A 16,393-nucleotide genomic window follows, 5' to 3' on the forward strand; every position below is an offset into this window, starting at 1 on the left:
GTAGGTGATGGTAGACGCTGGCTTCGCTCTCCTGGGCAATCCGACCAGTTCTCGCTCGCCCATCAAATCGGTTGGTTGATGGTCATTTTAGGCCGTCAGCTTTGAGCTGCCTGCTCCAGATCGGTAGGCCGGCCAGGAAACAAGCATGGGTGACCAGGATTGTTCGCTTTGTATCAAGGGAAGCTCGGGCCGTCTTCGCTGGCAAATGGTGAGACTTTGCTCGACATCGGTTCAGCGCGCGACAGCCGATTTTTCCACCTGAGGTGGAGATCGTCTTGTGCCCGGCGGCACCCTGTCATCGACAACCAAAACGATCGCCTGAACGCCTCTGAATTGCGACGTCTACGCGAGCGCGCGACCCACCGAATGGCGTTTTTTCTCTTCGAATATACGACTTTCATTTGCTTTCTTTTTAGGGGAGTGGCTTTCATTTGTTTACGAAAATAGAGAAAAGAAAGCGGCACAAGCAATGTGCACAAGGGAAAAACTATCTCAGAGAACTTAAGAAAACTATATACTAATCAACGGCTTACATTCATTCATAACGTCCCGGCATCCTACCCATTTTTCACGATTGCAGTTCTTGATTGACACAAAGACCCGGAAAAGAACCTAGTTTGATCGCGATCGGGAGGATCGAGCCAAACGTCGCTCCTAGGAGGAAAACATGAACGTCAGAAGATATATTGCTGCGGCCACGTCCGCTGTGGCTGTCTGGGCACTGTCTGCTACCTGCGCCTTTGCTGAGACCAATCTCGAATTCATCCAATGGTGGGAGCCCGAAATGCCCGCCGGTGCTCTGCGTAGCATCATGGACGACTTCGAAGCCAAAAACCCTGGTATCAAGGTGACGCTCGTCAGCGGTCCCTATTCCGCCACCCATGATCAGATCGTGGTCGGCGCCGCGTCGGGGACGCTCAGCGACGTCGTCGGCCTGGACGGAGCATGGGTCAATGGCCTTGCAAAGCAGGGCGCAATCGCTTCCATGGACAGCCTGATGGCTGACGCCAAATATGATCAGAGCCAGATCGCTGACATCATCAAGGTCAACGGCCAAAGCGTCATGTTCCCGCTCGCCTCGTTCGTATACCCGGTCTTCGTCAACCTCGATCTGGCCAAGGCTGCTGGTGTCGACAAGATGCCGGCCAACCGCACAGAATTCGCCGCTGCCGCGAAGAAGATGACCAATGCGGACAAGAATGAGTACGGGTGGGTGCTGCCGCTATCGCTGCAAAACCCCGGCGGCATCCAGAACGACGTGATGTCTTGGGTCTGGGCTTCCGGAGCATCGATGCTCAAGGACGGCAAGCCCGACGTGGAAAATGAGGCCGTGGTCGGTACACTCGAATACATCAAGTCGCTACAGGACGCCGGCGTCATATCGCCAGGCATCTTTGCCAAGAAGGAACAGGACAAGGTCGAAGAGTTCGTCAACGGCCGTGTCGGAATGATGATCGACTCGCTGGCTCATATCAATCTTATCCGCCAGCGTAACCCCAATCTCAAGTTCGGTATCTCTGCGCTTCCTGCGGTCGATGGCTATACGGGTAAGCGCGGACTGCCCTATGCCTCTTGGGGCATCGGCATTAGCAACAGCACCGAGCATAAGGCAGAAGCCTGGAAGCTTGTCGAATATCTGATGAGCCCGGAAGTGAACGGCCGCCTAGTATCGCTCGCAAATGCCTTTCCGGGCAACGTGCAAGCGAAGCCTGACTTCTCGAAATCGGACCCGCTGTTCGAGGAAGCCTTCAAGATCTTCCAAAGCGGTCACTTGGCCAATGAATTCGTGGGCTTGCCGGTGGCCGAAGACCTGATGCGCGACATGAACGTCGAAGTGCAAAAGATGTTCGACGGCCAGCAAACCGCAAAGGAGGCCGCTGCCAACACGCAAAAGCAGTGGTTGGTTGACTTCGCCAAGTAGGCGCTGCTTCAGACAATTCGGCAGCGCGATAAGATCTATCGCGCTGCCGCTGCATCGGAACCGGACCATACGGTCGATGACCAAGCGGATTGTACCTCATGAGCCTCGCCAATGAAGGTTTGATCGTCACGCGAACGAAAATGCGGAAGCGTGGCATGCTTTCTTACAAGACGAGAAAGCGGCTGACTCCGCTGTTTTATGTGGCACCCGCCACGTTTTTGTTTTGTCTACTAATGCTGTTTCCCATGATCACGGTCCTGCGGTATTCGCTGATGGACGGCGCAATCATGAAAAAGGACGCTGCTTTCATAGGGTTGCAGAACTACGAGACGATCTTCACAGATCCAGTCTTCTGGCAGTCGGTCGGGCAGACCCTCTATTTCACGGTGATGAGCGTCATTTTCCACCTTCTAATCGGCCTGGCCTTCGCCCTGTTGCTGAACACCCAACGCGTCCATCCGATGATTAGAAGCATCCTGCGTGTTCTCTACATATTGCCCTGGCTCTTTACGGCAGTGATCATCGCGATCATCTGGCGGCTGCTTTTGGATCCCAATGGCGTGGTCAACAGCATCCTGATGACGCTCCATATCGTCAACTTCAAGGTCGAGTGGTTCTCCTCGACGAAAACCGCGATCCATGCGTTGACGTTTGCGAACATCTGGGCGGGATATCCCCTATACATGGTCAGCTTGCTCGCCGGTCTCCAGGGCATCCCCAGGGACCTTTACGAAGCCGCCGGCATCGATGGCGCCAATGAGTTCCAAAAGTTTCGGTACATCACGATCCCGCAGCTGATGCCGATCATCATCAGCATCGCCCTGCTGGATTTCATCTGGACGATGCAAGTCTTCCCCCTGGTCTGGATGACAACGGGCGGTGGACCGATCCATTCGACCGAGGTGCTGAGCACGTATACCTATAAGCTTGCGTTTTCGAGTTACGAATTTTCACAGGCTTCGGCGAGCGCGATCTTCATCTTGATCATCTCGATGGGCGCGACTTACTTCTACATCAAACACCAGAAGGCCAGGTGACCGGCAATGGCAAAGCGCTCCTTCAAAAACACCGTTTTGCCGACCGTACTGACATATCTCGGGCTCGCGGCCGGTCTGGTCTTTGCAGGCTTTCCAATCCTGTGGATGTTTTTCACTTCGTTGAAATCGAACACCGAGATCTTTGCCCTGCCGCCGAGACTGCTGCCCGACCATTTCACGAACGTAGCCTATCTTTCGATCTTCAATGATCCGACCAAGGTGCGCTTCTTTCTCAACAGCTATCTGGTCGCGGGAGTGGTAACCCTCCTGACGTTACTGATCGCCATTCTGACGGCCTATGGCTTCAGCCGCTATTCATTCCGGCTTAAGAATACGCTTAACGTCTTCATCATCAGCACACAGACCGTACCGCCGATCACGCTTCTGATCCCCTATTTCGGCATGGTCGTCGCCTTCGGCATTTTCAACACCTATTTCGCGCTGATTCTAACCTACATGGTATTCACCCTGCCTTACGCAATCCTTCTGATGACCGGCTATCTCAATACCCTGCCAAAGGAACTCGATGAGGCAGTGCTGGTCGATGGGGGGTCAAGTTGGACAGCGCTGTGGCGTGTGATTATCCCTCTTTCAGTCCCTGGCGTCGTCGCGACTGCGGTCTATACGTTTCTGTTGGCGTGGAACGAGTTCCTTTTTGCGCTCACTTTGACGAAGTCGACGGACATGCGGACCGTTCCGATCGGTATCGAGTTGCTTATGGGCCAACATGCGTTCGAATGGAACGAGATGATGGCGATGAGCGTGCTGGGATCACTCCCGCTTCTGATCCTGTATCTGATTGCACAACGTTACTTCCTCGCGGGCCTGGCCGCCGGGTCGGTGAAGAGCTGAGCAAACTGACTGCCAGTTCGCTGTTCGCTGCTGAACACATCAACCCATACCGGCCCCGAAAGTCCGGTCTTTGACAGCGCCAGCGCTATTGCCAAATACTGCACGTCGAGGGTCGTGCAGGCCGAAGGCGGCGACAGGACGCCGTTGCACAGCCCGATCGCGCTCGACATCTCTCCCGCGGTTTGCCACCTGTTTCGCCCGGATGGCCTAGCGCTGACGCCGCTGCCTTCGACCTGAGTGGCGCACTCGGAATTTGAATCCGACTGCTGACAAAGCCGGCTTCTAGCCTGGCCTCGACATCCCCGGCCTTGTCGATTTCGCCATCTGATGCCGCGATAGCTCGACACCGGTCTGCTGCAATGCAGCACATCAAAACCCGCGGCACACCATTTTAAATCTTGACGCGTGTCAAATTTTTCTAAAACATGCGGAAACGCTGACAAGGCATCAATCAGCGCTCTGGGAGGAGCAATGCCTGGCACGAAAAAAGGCCCCAAAGGGGCCCTGACCCACGAATTGCATGGCGATCGCCGATCGGTCGGCAGTCTGTCATCGCAAACCTCGAGGCAGCCCGCGCCCCATCAGGCATTCCGTTCGCCGAAAACGAACCAGATGCAACGCACCCAACAAATAGGAGGAGGACGACGCATGCGCATGTTCAATTGCCTGACGCTTGGCGCAGGTCTGTTTGCAACCATCGTTTCAGTGCCGGCCCTTGCCGAAGACGCGGCGCGCGTCGCGGCCATCGTCAAGGGTCTCGATAATCCCTTCTTCCAGTACATGCACACGGGTATCGAAGAGCAGGCCAAGGCCAACGGCGTGGCCGTCACCGTCCAGGCAGCCGCCAACATGGGCGATGCAACCGGGCAGGCCGATCGGTTGACCGCCATGGCCATGCAGGATTTCGATTGCTACCTGGTCAATCCGATCAGCGTCTCCAACCTGGTGCAGGCGCTGGTGCCCGTCGCCCAGAAGAAAAAGCCGATCGTCAACATCGACAGCACCATCGATGCCGAGCAGGCCAAGGCGGCGGGCTTTGCCATCTCAACCTATATCGGCACCGACAACGTCGCCGCCGGCGCACTGGCCGGGAAGGAGATGCTGAAGCTGGTGCCGAAGGGTTCCAAGGTCGCCCTGGTGGCAGGCATCGTCGGCGATGTCGGCAGCAATGCCCGCATCAAGGGTTTCAAGCAGGCCGTCGAAGGCAAGCTCGAAGTCGTGGTGATGGTGAGCGCCGACTGGGATCGCGAGAAGGCTCTCACCGCGGCCACCGACATCCTGGCAGCGCACCCCGATCTCGCCGGCTTCTTCGCCGCTAACGACATCATGGCACTCGGCGTCGAACGCGCCGTGCAGACAGCAGGCAAGGACGTCAAGGTGATCGGACTTGACGGCATCGTCGACGCGCTGAAATCGGTTGCCGCCGGCGAACTCTCCGCCACCGTGGCGCAATATCCCTATGTCGTCGGCGCCATGGGCGTGGAAGCCTGTGCCGCGGCGGCCAAGGGCAAGACGCTTCCCGCCAACGTGCCGGCGCCAGTGCTGTTGATCAACAAGGACAATGCGGAAGCCTCGCTGAAGAACTTCCCGCGCCCGGGTGGCGACTATCCGGATCCCTTCCGCGAGATGTTGCAGTGACCACTCCTGAACAAAACGCGCCCGCGCATGACGCGGGCGCGTTGGAGGAGAGCCGCCCCTCCCTGACGGCTCTCCTCCTGGATCCTTCCTTCTGGGCCGACTGGGCATCCGTCGTCGGCCTGGTCGGCCTCGTCATCGTGTTCGGCATCGCCCAGCCGATCTTTCTCAGCATCGCCAATTTGCAGGCCCTGCTGCTGGCGGCGGCGATCCTTGTCGTGCTGTCGATCGGCCAGACCTTCGTCGTCGCGACAGCCGGCATCGATCTTTCGCTCGCGGCCGCCGTAATGCTGGGCGCCATCATTCTGGGCCTCGTTAACGCCGCCGGCTATGGCATCTTGCTGGCCTGCGTGCTTGCCGTCGCCGCCACCAGTGCCGTGGGATTCCTGAACGGCGTGCTCATCACCGCCGGGCGTATTCCCGACTTCGTGGTGACGCTCGGCACGCTTTCGGGCATCACCGGCCTTGGCCTGATCCTGTCGGGCGGCTAGCCGACGATGGTCGGCTCGCCCTTCCTACTGCGGCTGGCCTCCGGCTCCTTCGGGCCGTTCGGTTATCCCGTCTGGGTGGCAATCGCCGCTGTGCTCGTGGCACATATTGCGCTCTACCACACCCGCTTCGGCGTGCATCTGCTGGCGACCGGTGGCCAGACCGAAAGTGCCCGCTCGCTCGGGATCCGGACCAACCGGGTCAAGATCGCCGCCTACACGATTTCCGGATTCTGCGCCGGCATCGCCGCGCTGCTTCTGGTGGCGCGCATCGGCTCGGCCGAGCCGCTGATCAACACCAGCCTGCTGCTCAATTCGGTTGCGGCGGTGGTTCTGGGCGGCGTCAGCCTGTTCGGCGGGCGCGCCAGCATTCTCGGCCCGGCAATCGGTGCGCTGATGCTCACTGCCCTCGTCAACGGGCTGACGCTGCTTAGCGTTTCGGCCTTCTACCAACCGCTCGCCGTGGGTGCCATCGTGGTGCTGGCGGCCCTGATCATGCGGTATCAGAAATGAGCGCCGTCCATCACATCCCGTCGACCGACGCGATCCTTGCCTGCGAAGGATTGAGCAAGCATTTCGGCGGCATCCGCGCCTTCACCGATGTCGCCTTCCAGGCTCGTCGCGGCGAGGTCACCGCTGTCATCGGCGACAATGGCGCCGGCAAGTCGACGCTGATCCGCTGCCTGGTCGGCGTCCATGTACCGGATGGCGGCGAGATCTTCTTCGACGGCCGGCCGCACCCGTTCGCCAATCCCGACGATGCGCGCAAGGCCGGCATAGAAACGGTTCACCAGAACCTGGCGCTGATCGACGAACTCACCGTCGCGCAGAACCTTTTCCTCAACCGCGAGATCGTGCGCCGGATCGGACCCTTCGCCTTGCTCGACCGCAAGGCCATGAAGCAGCAGGCTCGCGCCATGCTCTCGCGCCTGTCGATCAACATGCCCTCGGTCACCCAGCGCGTGCGGCGGCTGTCGGGTGGACAGCGGCAGGCGATCTCGATCTGCCGTGCTGCCGGCTCCGGCGCCAAGCTGGTGGTGATGGACGAACCGACCGCGGCCCTTGGCGTGCAGGAAACCGCCAATGTCGAAGCCCTGATCCGGCGCCTGCGCGAACAGGCTGTCAGCGTCATCCTGGTCAGCCACAATTTCGATCAGGTGCGGCGTCTGTCCGACCAGATCTGGGTGATGCGGGCCGGACGGATGGTGGCCACGGTGCGGGCCTCGGAGACCACGGGCAACGAGCTCGTCGCGCTCGTCACCGGCGCGGCGTGACGGCGGGGACACTAACCAGCCAGGGACGACATGATTAAGATCAAAGGGAGTTTGCAGTGGCAGTAATCCGTGTCGGACTTGTGGGTCTAGGAGAGGTTGCGCAGTCGATCCATCTGCCGGTGCTGAGCGATCAGCGCGACCGCTGGCTGATATCCGGCGTTTATGACGTTTCGGCGAGCCTGATGGCGCTGTGCCGGTCCGAATATCCGACCGCCGCTGCCTTCGATTCCGCCGAGGCACTGATCAATTCACCTGACATCGACGCGGTTTTCATCCTCTCGTCCGATGAAACCCACAGCCGCTTCGTGCGTGCCGCCATCGAGGCGAACAAGCATGTGTTGCTGGAAAAGCCGGCCTGCCTGACGGTGCGCGAGATCGACGAGCTGCTGGCGCTGACGCCGAACTACGCCAAGACGATCTTCGTCGGTTACATGAGGCGCTATGCTCCGGCCTATCTGGCGGCGATTGAGGAACTGCCCGACTTCGCTGACATCACCCATGTCCGCATCTTCGACCTGATCTCCGACGGCCGGCATTTCCTGAAAAAGAGCCAGAATGTCCTCTATCCCCAGGACATCGAGCCGGACTTGCTGGCGCGCGGCGCCAGGGAACGCGAAGCGCTGATCCGTGAAGTGGTGGGTATTGATGCCCCCGCCGATCTGGTGCGGGCCTATCGGGGCCTGACGGCGCTCTCCTCGCACCACATTTCGGCGATGCGGGGACTGCTCGGCGAACCGGCTCGCGTGCTGGCGGCGCACCGCACTAATGGCGGCGCCAATACCAGCGTGACATTCGACTACGGACATTTCGCCGCCTGCTACGACGCGGTGGTCGACGATCTCGGCCTGTTCGACGCCATGATCGAGGTGCGCTCGAACACCAAGCGGGTCCGCATCATCTACGCCACGCCCTATATCCGCAGCCTGCCGACGCGGCTGGAAGTGACGGAAGCCGGCGTCGGCGGTCCTGTGACGAGGACATACGGGCCGCTCTATGGCGATGCCTTCTCCAATGAGCTCGAAAGCTTCCATCGCCACATCATGGACGGCACCAAACCTCTGACCGATCTCGCGGACTCTCGTCGCGACTTGGTGCTGATGGCGGAGATCATTGATCGCATGAAACAGACTACGGGGATTATGCGCTGAAGCTGCCCTTTCATTGAGGGTAGATCCGACGAGGAGATTGCATTGGCTCCCGGCTGGCGGGTCTACGCTTTCCGGCTCGCGGTCTATCCGCCAACCATCAGCTTGACGACTTCGTCATGGTTGGTTTCCGATATCTTGCGCTCGCCGGCCTGGACGCCGCGCCGCAGCACGATGATGCGGTCGGACACGGCGAAAATATCCAGCAAATTGTGCGAGATGAAGACTACGCCCCTGCCTTGGGCCTTGAGTTGGTGGATGAGCGAAATGACCTTGCGCTGTTCGGGCACGCCGAGGGCCGCGGTCGGTTCGTCCATGATCAGGATCTGTGCGTCCCAATAGACGGCCCGGCCGATGGCAACAGCCTGCCGTTGACCGCCGGAGAAATTGCTGACCGGGGCATCGAGCCGGCTCACATGGAAATCCAACCGTCCCATGGTCTTCTTGGCGGCGACGGCCATGGCCTTGCGATCGAGCACCGGCAAGAAGCCGAAGGCCTTGCGCATGGGTTCACGGCCGAGGAAGATATTGGCGCCAATGGACAAATTGTCGGCGAGAGCGAGATCCTGATAGATTGTTTCGATGCCTTTTTCGCGCGCCTCATGCGGCGTCGCAAATGTCACCGGCTGACCCCTCAGCAGAATTTCACCGCCCGTCGGCTGAAAGACGCCCGATATCGCCTTGATCAGCGTGGTCTTGCCGGCGCCGTTGTCGCCCGCCAGGGCCACCACTTCGCCCGGCCGCACGACCATGGAGAAATCGTTGAGCGCCCGGACGGCGCCGAAGTGCTTGGAAAGATTCCGGACTTCCAGGAGGGGGGTGGTCTGGCCTGGGCTATTCATCCTGACGGGCTCCACTGAACCGGCGCTGCGCCTGGTCGATGAGAACGGAAATGATGATGACGACGCCGACGGCGATGAACTGCCAGAACGGCTCGACATTGACGAAAACCAGCCCGTACTGAATGACCGCGATCACCAGCGCACCGGCGACCGTCCCGAAGATCGTGCCAGATCCACCGAACAGGCTGGCGCCGCCGATCACGACGGCTGCGACGCTGTCGAGCAGCAACGGCTCGCCGGCCTGGGCCGCGCCCGCGGTGAAGCGCGCTGCATAGAGAGCGCCACCGAGGCCTGCGCACATCGCCGAAAGCACATAGAGGCGCAGGATATGGCCTCTGATGTCGATGCCGGCACGACGAGCCGCCTGCACATTGGCGCCGATGGCGTAGTTATGCTGGCCGAACCGGGTCTGGCTCAGGATGTAGTGCATCGCGACGACGAAAACGGCTGCAATGATGACGAGATAAGGCACACCGTAGAACCTGCCGTTGCCGAGCAGCGCGAACCAGGAATTCTGGACCGGCACCGTCGTGCCGCCGGCGAGCAGGAAAGCAGCGCCGCGCGCCACGCCAAACATGCCAAGCGTGCCGATGAAGGGCGGAATTCTGAGGCGCGAGATCAGCAAGCCGTTGATCATGCCAGGGACTCCCGCGACGATCACGGCCGCCAGAATGCCCACCATCATGGCCAGAGGCACCGGCATGGCGGCGCCAGCCAGATTCGTGGCATGGGCCGCGACAACAGCAGCAAGGCCCATGATGAAGCCCAGCGAGAGGTCGATGCCTCCCGAAATGATGACGAATGTCTGTCCGGTCGCAAGCAGCAACGGCGCCACGGCAAATATCGCAATGGATTGCACGTTGAACGGATTGAGCACGAAGGTCGCGCCGAAGGAGACTCTCGACCAAACCTCGAAACAGATGATCAGGCCGGCGAGAAACAGCCAGGCGCGCCCTTCGGCGATGCGTCCGAGCCAGGTCCTGGCCGGATCACCATGGTCGGCCTGAGGGGCGACATGGGTTTCGCTCTGCTCGGTTGGTGATGTTGAAGTCATTGACACATCCGATCCGCAGCGCGGCCTCCGTCAACAGGGTCCTAGAGACCCGGCGCAGGTCTCCTCCCGGCAAGCCGGAAGGAGACCAAGCTGGTTGGAATCATTCGGAATAGAGATACCTCATTCGGAATAGAGGTACTTCGAGATATTCGGGTCCGCGATGTTTGACTTGTCCATGATCGTAAAGCCGGTGCCGATCGCAACCGGGATTGACTGGCCGGTCAGGTGGGCATAGGCCGAAACGACACCAAAATAGCCGATCTCGGCCGGATGCTGGGCAATCGCAACGTCCACCAAGCCGGTGTTGATGTTGTCGACGATGCTGACCGGTGCGTCGAACGCGACGACCTTGATGGTGCCGCTTTGCCCTGCCTGCTTGACGCCGTTCGCCGCGCCGATCGCCGAGAACAGATTTGCACCGAACACACCAACGAGATCGGAGTTGCGCGCGAACGTCGCTTGGAGCTGCGAGGCAGCCTTGTTGGCGTCGTCGTCGTTGAACTGCGTCTCGAGCACGGTGATGTCCGGATGCTTCGCCATCTCCTTCTTGAAGCCCTCTTCACGCTGATCGGTGGTCGAAATGCCGGGCTTGACGTTCGAAACATAGACCTTGCCCTTGCCGCCTATGGCCTTGACCAATGCCCGCGCGGCGATCTCACCGCCCAGAATGTTGTCAGAAGCAATATAGGACAGCGGGAAATCCGCCTCACCGGCACCGGTCTGGTAGACGCCGCTGCCGATGAAAGTGTCGACGGTGATCACCGGGATGCCGGCATCATTGGCCTTGCGGAGCGGCTCGACCAATTGAACCTTGTCGGTTGGCGCGATCAGGATCGCGTCCGGCTTCTTGGCGATGACCGCGTCAAGCACGGGGACTTGCGTTACCGGATTGAAATCCGAAGCGCCCTGGAACACCAGGGTCACGCCAAGGGCATCGGCCGCCGCCTGGGCGCCTTTGCGCATGGTGATGTAGAAGCCGTCGGTGGTAAGGCCCGGAACGAGAGCAATGGTGAACTTCTTGTCCTGCGCCAAAGCGGGCGTGATCAGCGCCGTTGCGCAGATGGCGAGGGCCGCCAGGGCGGCAACAATCTTCTTCATAACATCCTCCTCATAATGTTGGCAGATTTGCCGTTGCGATTGATATCGGAAATGGCCGTCAATCTGTTCAGGCTAGGAATCGTAAATGCGCTGACGGCTGGGAAACGGGTTTCGCCTGCTTGCTGTTAACGGGCAGCTCCTCCCAGGCGCCCAGTCATTAGATCAGCCAGTCGAAACCGACCAGCTCTGATGCCCGCAGTCCCGTTTCCTCGCATCCGCAAGGTCCAGAGAACTGCGCCGCTAGGCGCATGCGCCCCTAGCTGCAAGGTTGTAACACTTTGCTGAAAGAAATTGCAACCGGGTACTTCCCTGGCCGGAACGCTTTTCAAACCGGACAACATCTGTCTGCTCCGCAGGGCCCCGCACGGCAGACTATTGCCCCCAAGTCCCTGACGAGACAACAGGTGATTTCGGGGCGCCAGGGTCACGGACCGCGTGGCGTCGATCGGTTCAGGATTGATCAGGCGCGCCGATGTCGCGCATCATGGTGTCCGCCTTCTATCGAGGCACGAGAGCCACGAGGATGGCTTGCGCCGTTTTCGTGTCCGTTATCAGGGCATTGATGAGTCTCGCGCGGACGGCACCGATGATGGCCGTCGCCTTCTCCGGCGAGGCGGCAACGCCGATGACCAAGGGGACGGTTCGAAGCTGGGCCGGCGACATTGCGATCATCCGGCCCTCCCCTTCCCATGGGATAAGGGTGCCTTCGGCGTCGAAGTAATGGCGGATGACGTCTCCAGCCGCATGAAACAGGGCCTGTTCGCTCAGTGTGGCCGCGCTCGCCTCGGGCGGATTGATGGCATGGGGCAGGCCGATGCCGACGATCGCAACGTCGGTCCGGTCCCAAAGCGCGACGCTGTCGCGGATGGCCGCATCGCCAAGGAAGACCTCACGCAATTCGGTGGACGGCAGATAGGGCGCATGGATGAAATGCGGCGTCCCGCCGAACTCTTCGGCGGCCAGCCGTACAAACTCGTTGATCTGGAAATGCGCCGCCTGCTGCTGCATGCCGCCGGTGGCAGCGACGGTAAGGACCCCGGGAATGCGCGGCAGGCCTGCCCGGATCACCTCGCGGATGGCTCGCCCCCAGCCGACGGCAACCACCGAGCCGGCCGTCAGTTCCGCTTGCTTGAGCAAGGCGCCGAGCGGTGCGGCGAGCGCCGTCAGCGCTCCGGCTGCCGGCGTTTCGACGACCGCGGCGTCGCGCAGCCCCAACCCGTCAATCAACTGCCTGGTGATGTCTTCGGGCGTCACAAGATCGAGAACCTCGATCCGCACGATGCCCTCTGCTCTCGCCCGCTGCAGCAAACGCGATATGGTGGCGGTGGAGACACCGAGCCGGCGCGCGATGTCGACCTGCGACATCTCCGCCTCGTAGTGCATTTTGGCGACCGTATGCAGCATCGTCCGCGATGCGGCCGCATCTTGTGCGGGAGGGACAGACAGCTTGCAATTCCTTTCAGCAATGTGTTACAGACCCATCAACCGATGGGAGTTATCGCGCAAATCCGGCAGACTCGCAACTTGGGTTCGTTTCCACCGAACGTTGCTGCCAAGCCAGATTTCTCGGTTCGATAGGCGCATCAAAGCGGCAAACCTTCCTGCCGGCAGGCAGGTAAAAACTGAACATTTCTTGTTCCACGGATCTGCGCCCTGGTGAATGGGCGCCAACATCGGACAAAAGACCATGACAAAGATGACGACGGCGGAGTTACGCGGCTATCAGCAGATATGCGGCAAGGACGGGGCCATGATGGCCATCGCCTGTGACCAGCGCGGCGGCATGCGGACCTTGCTGGCGTCGGACCCTGCCGAACAGGCCAAAATCACCAACGACATGCTCGGCGACACCAAGGCGGACATCACGCGATACCTCGCCAGTCAGGCATCCTGCGTGCTGCTCGACCCGCTCTGCGCGGTGCCGCGGGTTGTCGATGAAGGGGTGCTGAACCGGGATACGGCTCTGCTCATCGGCCTCGATGCCTCGGGCTTCGACGTCTCGCCCGCCGGCTACCGCCTGTCGCGCCTCGTTCCCGACATCGACGCGCGCCGCGTCCGCGAACTCGGTGGCACCGGCGGCAAGATCATGGTCTATCTCAGGGCCGACAGACCGGAGGCGAACGAGTATAACGTCGCCATTCTGCGCCAGTGCATCGCCGACTTCGGGCAAGAGGACCTGCTGCTCGTCGTCGAATTCCTGACCTATCAACTCGAAGGCGAAAGCCTTGAAGACTATACGGCCAAGATCCCCTGGCTTGTCGAAGAGGGCACTCGGATTTCGCTGGAATGCGGGGCAAAGGTGCTCAAGCTTCCTTATCCCGGAACGCCGGAAGCCTGCGCCAGGATCAGCAGCATGGCCGGCGAGGTGCCATGGGCGGTCCTCTCCGCCGGCGTCAACCACGCAACGTTCCTGGGCCAGGTCGAGATCGCGATGAAGAACGGCGCGTCAGGCGTCATCGCCGGCCGGTCGCTGTGGAAGGACTGCATCTCGCTGGACCGTGACATTCAGCGGGAAAGGCTTAAGACCATCGCAGTGTCGAGATTGCACGAGCTTCAGGCCGTGATCGGAAACTACCGGCAGAAAGCCGCTTAGTCATTCGCCGTTCACACCGGGCACACACGGGACGTCATGCCTCATAGTTCGATGGCCATCGGGATCGATATCGGCGGCACCAATCTGCGCGCCGCCCGCATTTCCGGCACAGGCGAAATCCTTGACCGCATGTCCGAAAAGAGCGCGCCGGACCCGGCGCTCATGCTCTCCCGGATCGCCGAGATGGTGCGCCGGCTCGATTCTCCGGAGGTTGCCGCCATCGGCATCGGCGTCCCGGGACGCGTCGATGCGCGGCGTCGCGCCGTCTTGTCCGGAGGCTATGTCAACCTCGCCTCGGTCTCCCCGGCGCAACGGCTGGAAAACCTGGCGGGCAAGCCCGTCGTGATCGACAATGATTGCAACATGGCACTGGTCGCCGAGATGGCTCGAGGCGCCGCCATGGGTCACGAAAACATCCTCATGTTCACCATCGGGACCGGCATTGGTGGTGCCGTGGCTCAAGACCGGCAGATCGTCCGCGGCAAGGGGACGGCGGGGCAGCTCGGCCATATCACTGTCGACATATCAGGCGAAGCCTGCGTCTGCGGCCGGCGCGGCTGCGTTGAAACCACCAGCTCCGGTACAGCACTTGGCCGTCACATCGCACGCGCAGGCCTCGGTCCGGATATCTCGGTCGATCAGCTTTTCGCGCGGGATGCGAGCGGCGACACGCCGGTGCGCGGGATACTGGAAGCCTGGGCCAGACCGTTGCGTGCGGCAATCGATACAGCGGTGGCGATGTTCGCCCCCGATCTGGTGCTGCTCGGCGGCGGACTTGGCCAGGCGGCCCATCAGGCGCTTACCAAGGCTCCGGCCTTGGCTCCCTGGTACCAATGCCCGGTTGAACCGGCGCAACTCGGCGACGACGCCGGCGTCATCGGCGCCGGTCTGCAAGCGCTGGCAGGGCAGGCGGCAGTTACGGCCTCGCCGGTGACCTCGCCATCCGCTGGACTCAACCCGGGCCGGCGTGCCGTGCCCGGCCAGCGCGCCGTGCTGGTCAACGGCATCCCCGCCAGCGGCAAAAGCACGGTCTCGCGCGGTATCGCCGACCGGATGGGATGGCCGTTGCTTACGCTCGATACCATCAAGAACCCGTTCCTCGAAGCGCTCGGCGGCGGTGATCGTGAATTCAACCGCTCGCTCGGTCGCGCCAGTTATGAAGCCATCTGGTCGGTGGTCGGCGAAGCTCCGGCGGGCACAACAGTTGTCGTCGATGCCTGGTTCGGCTTCCAGCCGCGCCAGGTGCTCGAGGATCACCTGCGAAGGGCTGGCGTCGAGCGGACCGCCGAAATCTGGTGTCATGCACCCGGCGAGGTTCTTGCCGAGCGCTATCGCGCACGGCTCGACCAGCGTCCCGCTGGCCACCCCGGAGCGGCCTATGTCCCCGAGCTGATCGAGCTGGCCAAGCGCGCCGAGCCGCTGCGGCGTGGACCGCTCTTTGACGTCGACACGACGAAACCAATCGCTTTCGATGCCATCACGCAATGGCTGCGGGCGACGATTGACACATAGGCAGGCGAAGCTTGCGCGCCTGAAATGATGATCTCCAGATCCGCGCGCGACTTGTCCGCGACATGATTCATTCGTGCTCTTGATTCAAAGGTATGACCTGAGGAGTGCTTTGTAACGATGCGACCGAGGATCAGCTCGGCATTGCCGGCGCCATAGGCGGCAGCCGCCCGCCCGCCGATGTCACAGGCCATCGCCGGCGCGGCTTGCGACCTGATGTCGTCGACCTCGCCATAGATGGTAGCCGTGTCACGCCAGCGCGCGCCGCCGCCCGCCGCCCAGGTGCCGATCCCCGATGCGCGGTACCGAGCGGCCATCCCAAAGCTCCATCATCTGCATGCCCGCCTCCATTATCTCAACGACGCAGGCTGGCGTGGCGGGCACGCTCGCGGATCTCTTCGCGAGAAATGCCGGCATCCGCCAGTGTGCTGTCCGGGACCTGCCTCAAGCTCGCAAGCGTTTGGCGATAGGCAAGCCAGCGGGCGAAACGGCGTCGAAGTTCATACAACATGATCGTCTCCTTTGGCGCGCAGAATGCCCGCGCGCTTGGGTTGGTCGAAAGCGCAAAGCATCTGCGCGAAGCGCATGCGCGATCGAAAGGATTGCGCTGGCTTCTTGGCCAGCCGAGGCGCTTGTCGCTGTCCCGCCAAGCAGGATTGTCCAACGCCTCCAATGCCTGCACACTTGCGCATGATACCCGCTTCGCGCTACAGCCACGGTCGCAAGGAGTTTTTCATTTCTGCAAAATGGATATCGGCTGGGACGATCTGAGGTTGTTTCTCGACGTTGCGCGGCTGGGTGGCTTGAGCGCAGCGACGGGAACCACGCGCCGCAGCGCAGCCACCCTTGGACGACGCGTCACCGCGCTCGAAAAGCAGATCGGCGAACCGCTGTTCGTGCGTCAGCAAACCGGCTACCGGCTGACCCCAGTCGGTGAAGAACTGC

Annotated in this window: 14 protein-coding genes and 1 pseudogene; 10 read left to right on the forward strand and 5 right to left on the reverse strand. The window is 61.1% G+C overall.

Translation table 11 applies throughout. The features are described 5' to 3' along the window. Positions 1-667 precede the first annotated feature (667 nt). The 7 genes and pseudogenes from NKI85_RS15670 to NKI85_RS15700 all read left to right on the forward strand — a co-directional run bounded on the left by NKI85_RS15670 (position 668) and on the right by NKI85_RS15700 (position 8,355). Positions 668-1,921, forward strand: coding sequence for an ABC transporter substrate-binding protein (locus NKI85_RS15670; protein WP_352524733.1), 1,254 nt, complete (start codon positions 668-670; stop codon positions 1,919-1,921). A 140-nt stretch (positions 1,922-2,061) separates the two neighbouring features. After that, positions 2,062-2,958, forward strand: coding sequence for a carbohydrate ABC transporter permease (locus NKI85_RS15675; protein WP_502896222.1), 897 nt, complete (start codon positions 2,062-2,064; stop codon positions 2,956-2,958). Between the two features lie 6 nt (positions 2,959-2,964). Continuing rightward, positions 2,965-3,810 (forward strand): carbohydrate ABC transporter permease, encoded by an 846-nt coding sequence (locus tag NKI85_RS15680; RefSeq protein WP_352524729.1) that lies wholly within the window; start codon positions 2,965-2,967, stop codon positions 3,808-3,810. 648 nt (positions 3,811-4,458) lie between these two features. Further along, positions 4,459-5,448 carry a sugar ABC transporter substrate-binding protein gene (locus NKI85_RS15685; protein WP_352776937.1) on the forward strand — a complete coding sequence of 330 codons (990 nt, stop codon included), beginning with the start codon at positions 4,459-4,461 and terminating at the stop codon, positions 5,446-5,448. 137 nt (positions 5,449-5,585) lie between these two features. Beyond that, positions 5,586-6,446, forward strand: a pseudogene (locus NKI85_RS15690) (ABC transporter permease). Next, positions 6,443-7,207, forward strand: a complete 765-nt coding sequence (locus tag NKI85_RS15695) for an ATP-binding cassette domain-containing protein (RefSeq protein ID WP_352524724.1) — start codon at positions 6,443-6,445, stop codon at positions 7,205-7,207. Before NKI85_RS15690 ends, NKI85_RS15695 begins: the two are co-directional and overlap by 4 nt. Positions 7,208-7,263: 56 nt before the next feature. Beyond that, positions 7,264-8,355: a Gfo/Idh/MocA family protein gene (locus NKI85_RS15700; protein WP_352524723.1), complete on the forward strand. Its 1,092-nt coding sequence runs from the start codon at positions 7,264-7,266 to the stop codon at positions 8,353-8,355. An 83-nt stretch (positions 8,356-8,438) separates the two neighbouring features. Here the strand turns inward: NKI85_RS15700 and NKI85_RS15705 are convergent, their stop codons facing one another. From NKI85_RS15705 to NKI85_RS15720, 4 genes are all read right to left on the reverse strand, one after another. Continuing rightward, positions 8,439-9,194 (reverse strand): ATP-binding cassette domain-containing protein, encoded by a 756-nt coding sequence (locus tag NKI85_RS15705; protein WP_352776938.1) that lies wholly within the window; start codon positions 9,192-9,194, stop codon positions 8,439-8,441. Beyond that, positions 9,187-10,248, reverse strand: coding sequence for an ABC transporter permease subunit (locus NKI85_RS15710; RefSeq protein ID WP_352524719.1), 1,062 nt, complete (start codon positions 10,246-10,248; stop codon positions 9,187-9,189). The genes NKI85_RS15705 and NKI85_RS15710 overlap by 8 nt, the downstream gene beginning before the upstream one ends. A gap of 120 nt (positions 10,249-10,368) precedes the next feature. After that, positions 10,369-11,346, reverse strand: coding sequence for an ABC transporter substrate-binding protein (locus NKI85_RS15715; protein WP_352457851.1), 978 nt, complete (start codon positions 11,344-11,346; stop codon positions 10,369-10,371). Between the two features lie 498 nt (positions 11,347-11,844). Then, positions 11,845-12,750, reverse strand: a complete 906-nt coding sequence (locus tag NKI85_RS15720; protein WP_352524718.1) for a sugar-binding transcriptional regulator — start codon at positions 12,748-12,750, stop codon at positions 11,845-11,847. Between the two features lie 283 nt (positions 12,751-13,033). Between NKI85_RS15720 and NKI85_RS15725 the strand changes: the two genes are divergently transcribed. Both NKI85_RS15725 and NKI85_RS15730 read left to right on the forward strand, forming a co-directional pair. Beyond that, a complete protein-coding gene (locus tag NKI85_RS15725; protein ID WP_352524716.1) occupies positions 13,034-13,939 on the forward strand; it encodes a tagatose-bisphosphate aldolase in 906 nt (301 codons plus the stop codon). Between the two features lie 36 nt (positions 13,940-13,975). Beyond that, positions 13,976-15,451 carry an ROK family protein gene (locus NKI85_RS15730; protein WP_352524714.1) on the forward strand — a complete coding sequence of 492 codons (1,476 nt, stop codon included), beginning with the start codon at positions 13,976-13,978 and terminating at the stop codon, positions 15,449-15,451. 352 nt (positions 15,452-15,803) lie between these two features. Here the strand turns inward: NKI85_RS15730 and NKI85_RS15735 are convergent, their stop codons facing one another. Beyond that, positions 15,804-15,959, reverse strand: a complete 156-nt coding sequence (locus NKI85_RS15735; RefSeq protein ID WP_352524713.1) for a YjiS-like domain-containing protein — start codon at positions 15,957-15,959, stop codon at positions 15,804-15,806. A 40-nt stretch (positions 15,960-15,999) separates the two neighbouring features. Between NKI85_RS15735 and NKI85_RS15740 the strand changes: the two genes are divergently transcribed. Further along, positions 16,000-16,393, forward strand: a 394-nt coding sequence (locus tag NKI85_RS15740) for a helix-turn-helix domain-containing protein (protein WP_352524712.1), incomplete at its 3' end; no start/stop codon positions are given.

This window comes from Mesorhizobium sp. M0571 (assembly GCF_040320985.1).
GTDB lineage: Bacteria > Pseudomonadota > Alphaproteobacteria > Rhizobiales > Rhizobiaceae > Mesorhizobium.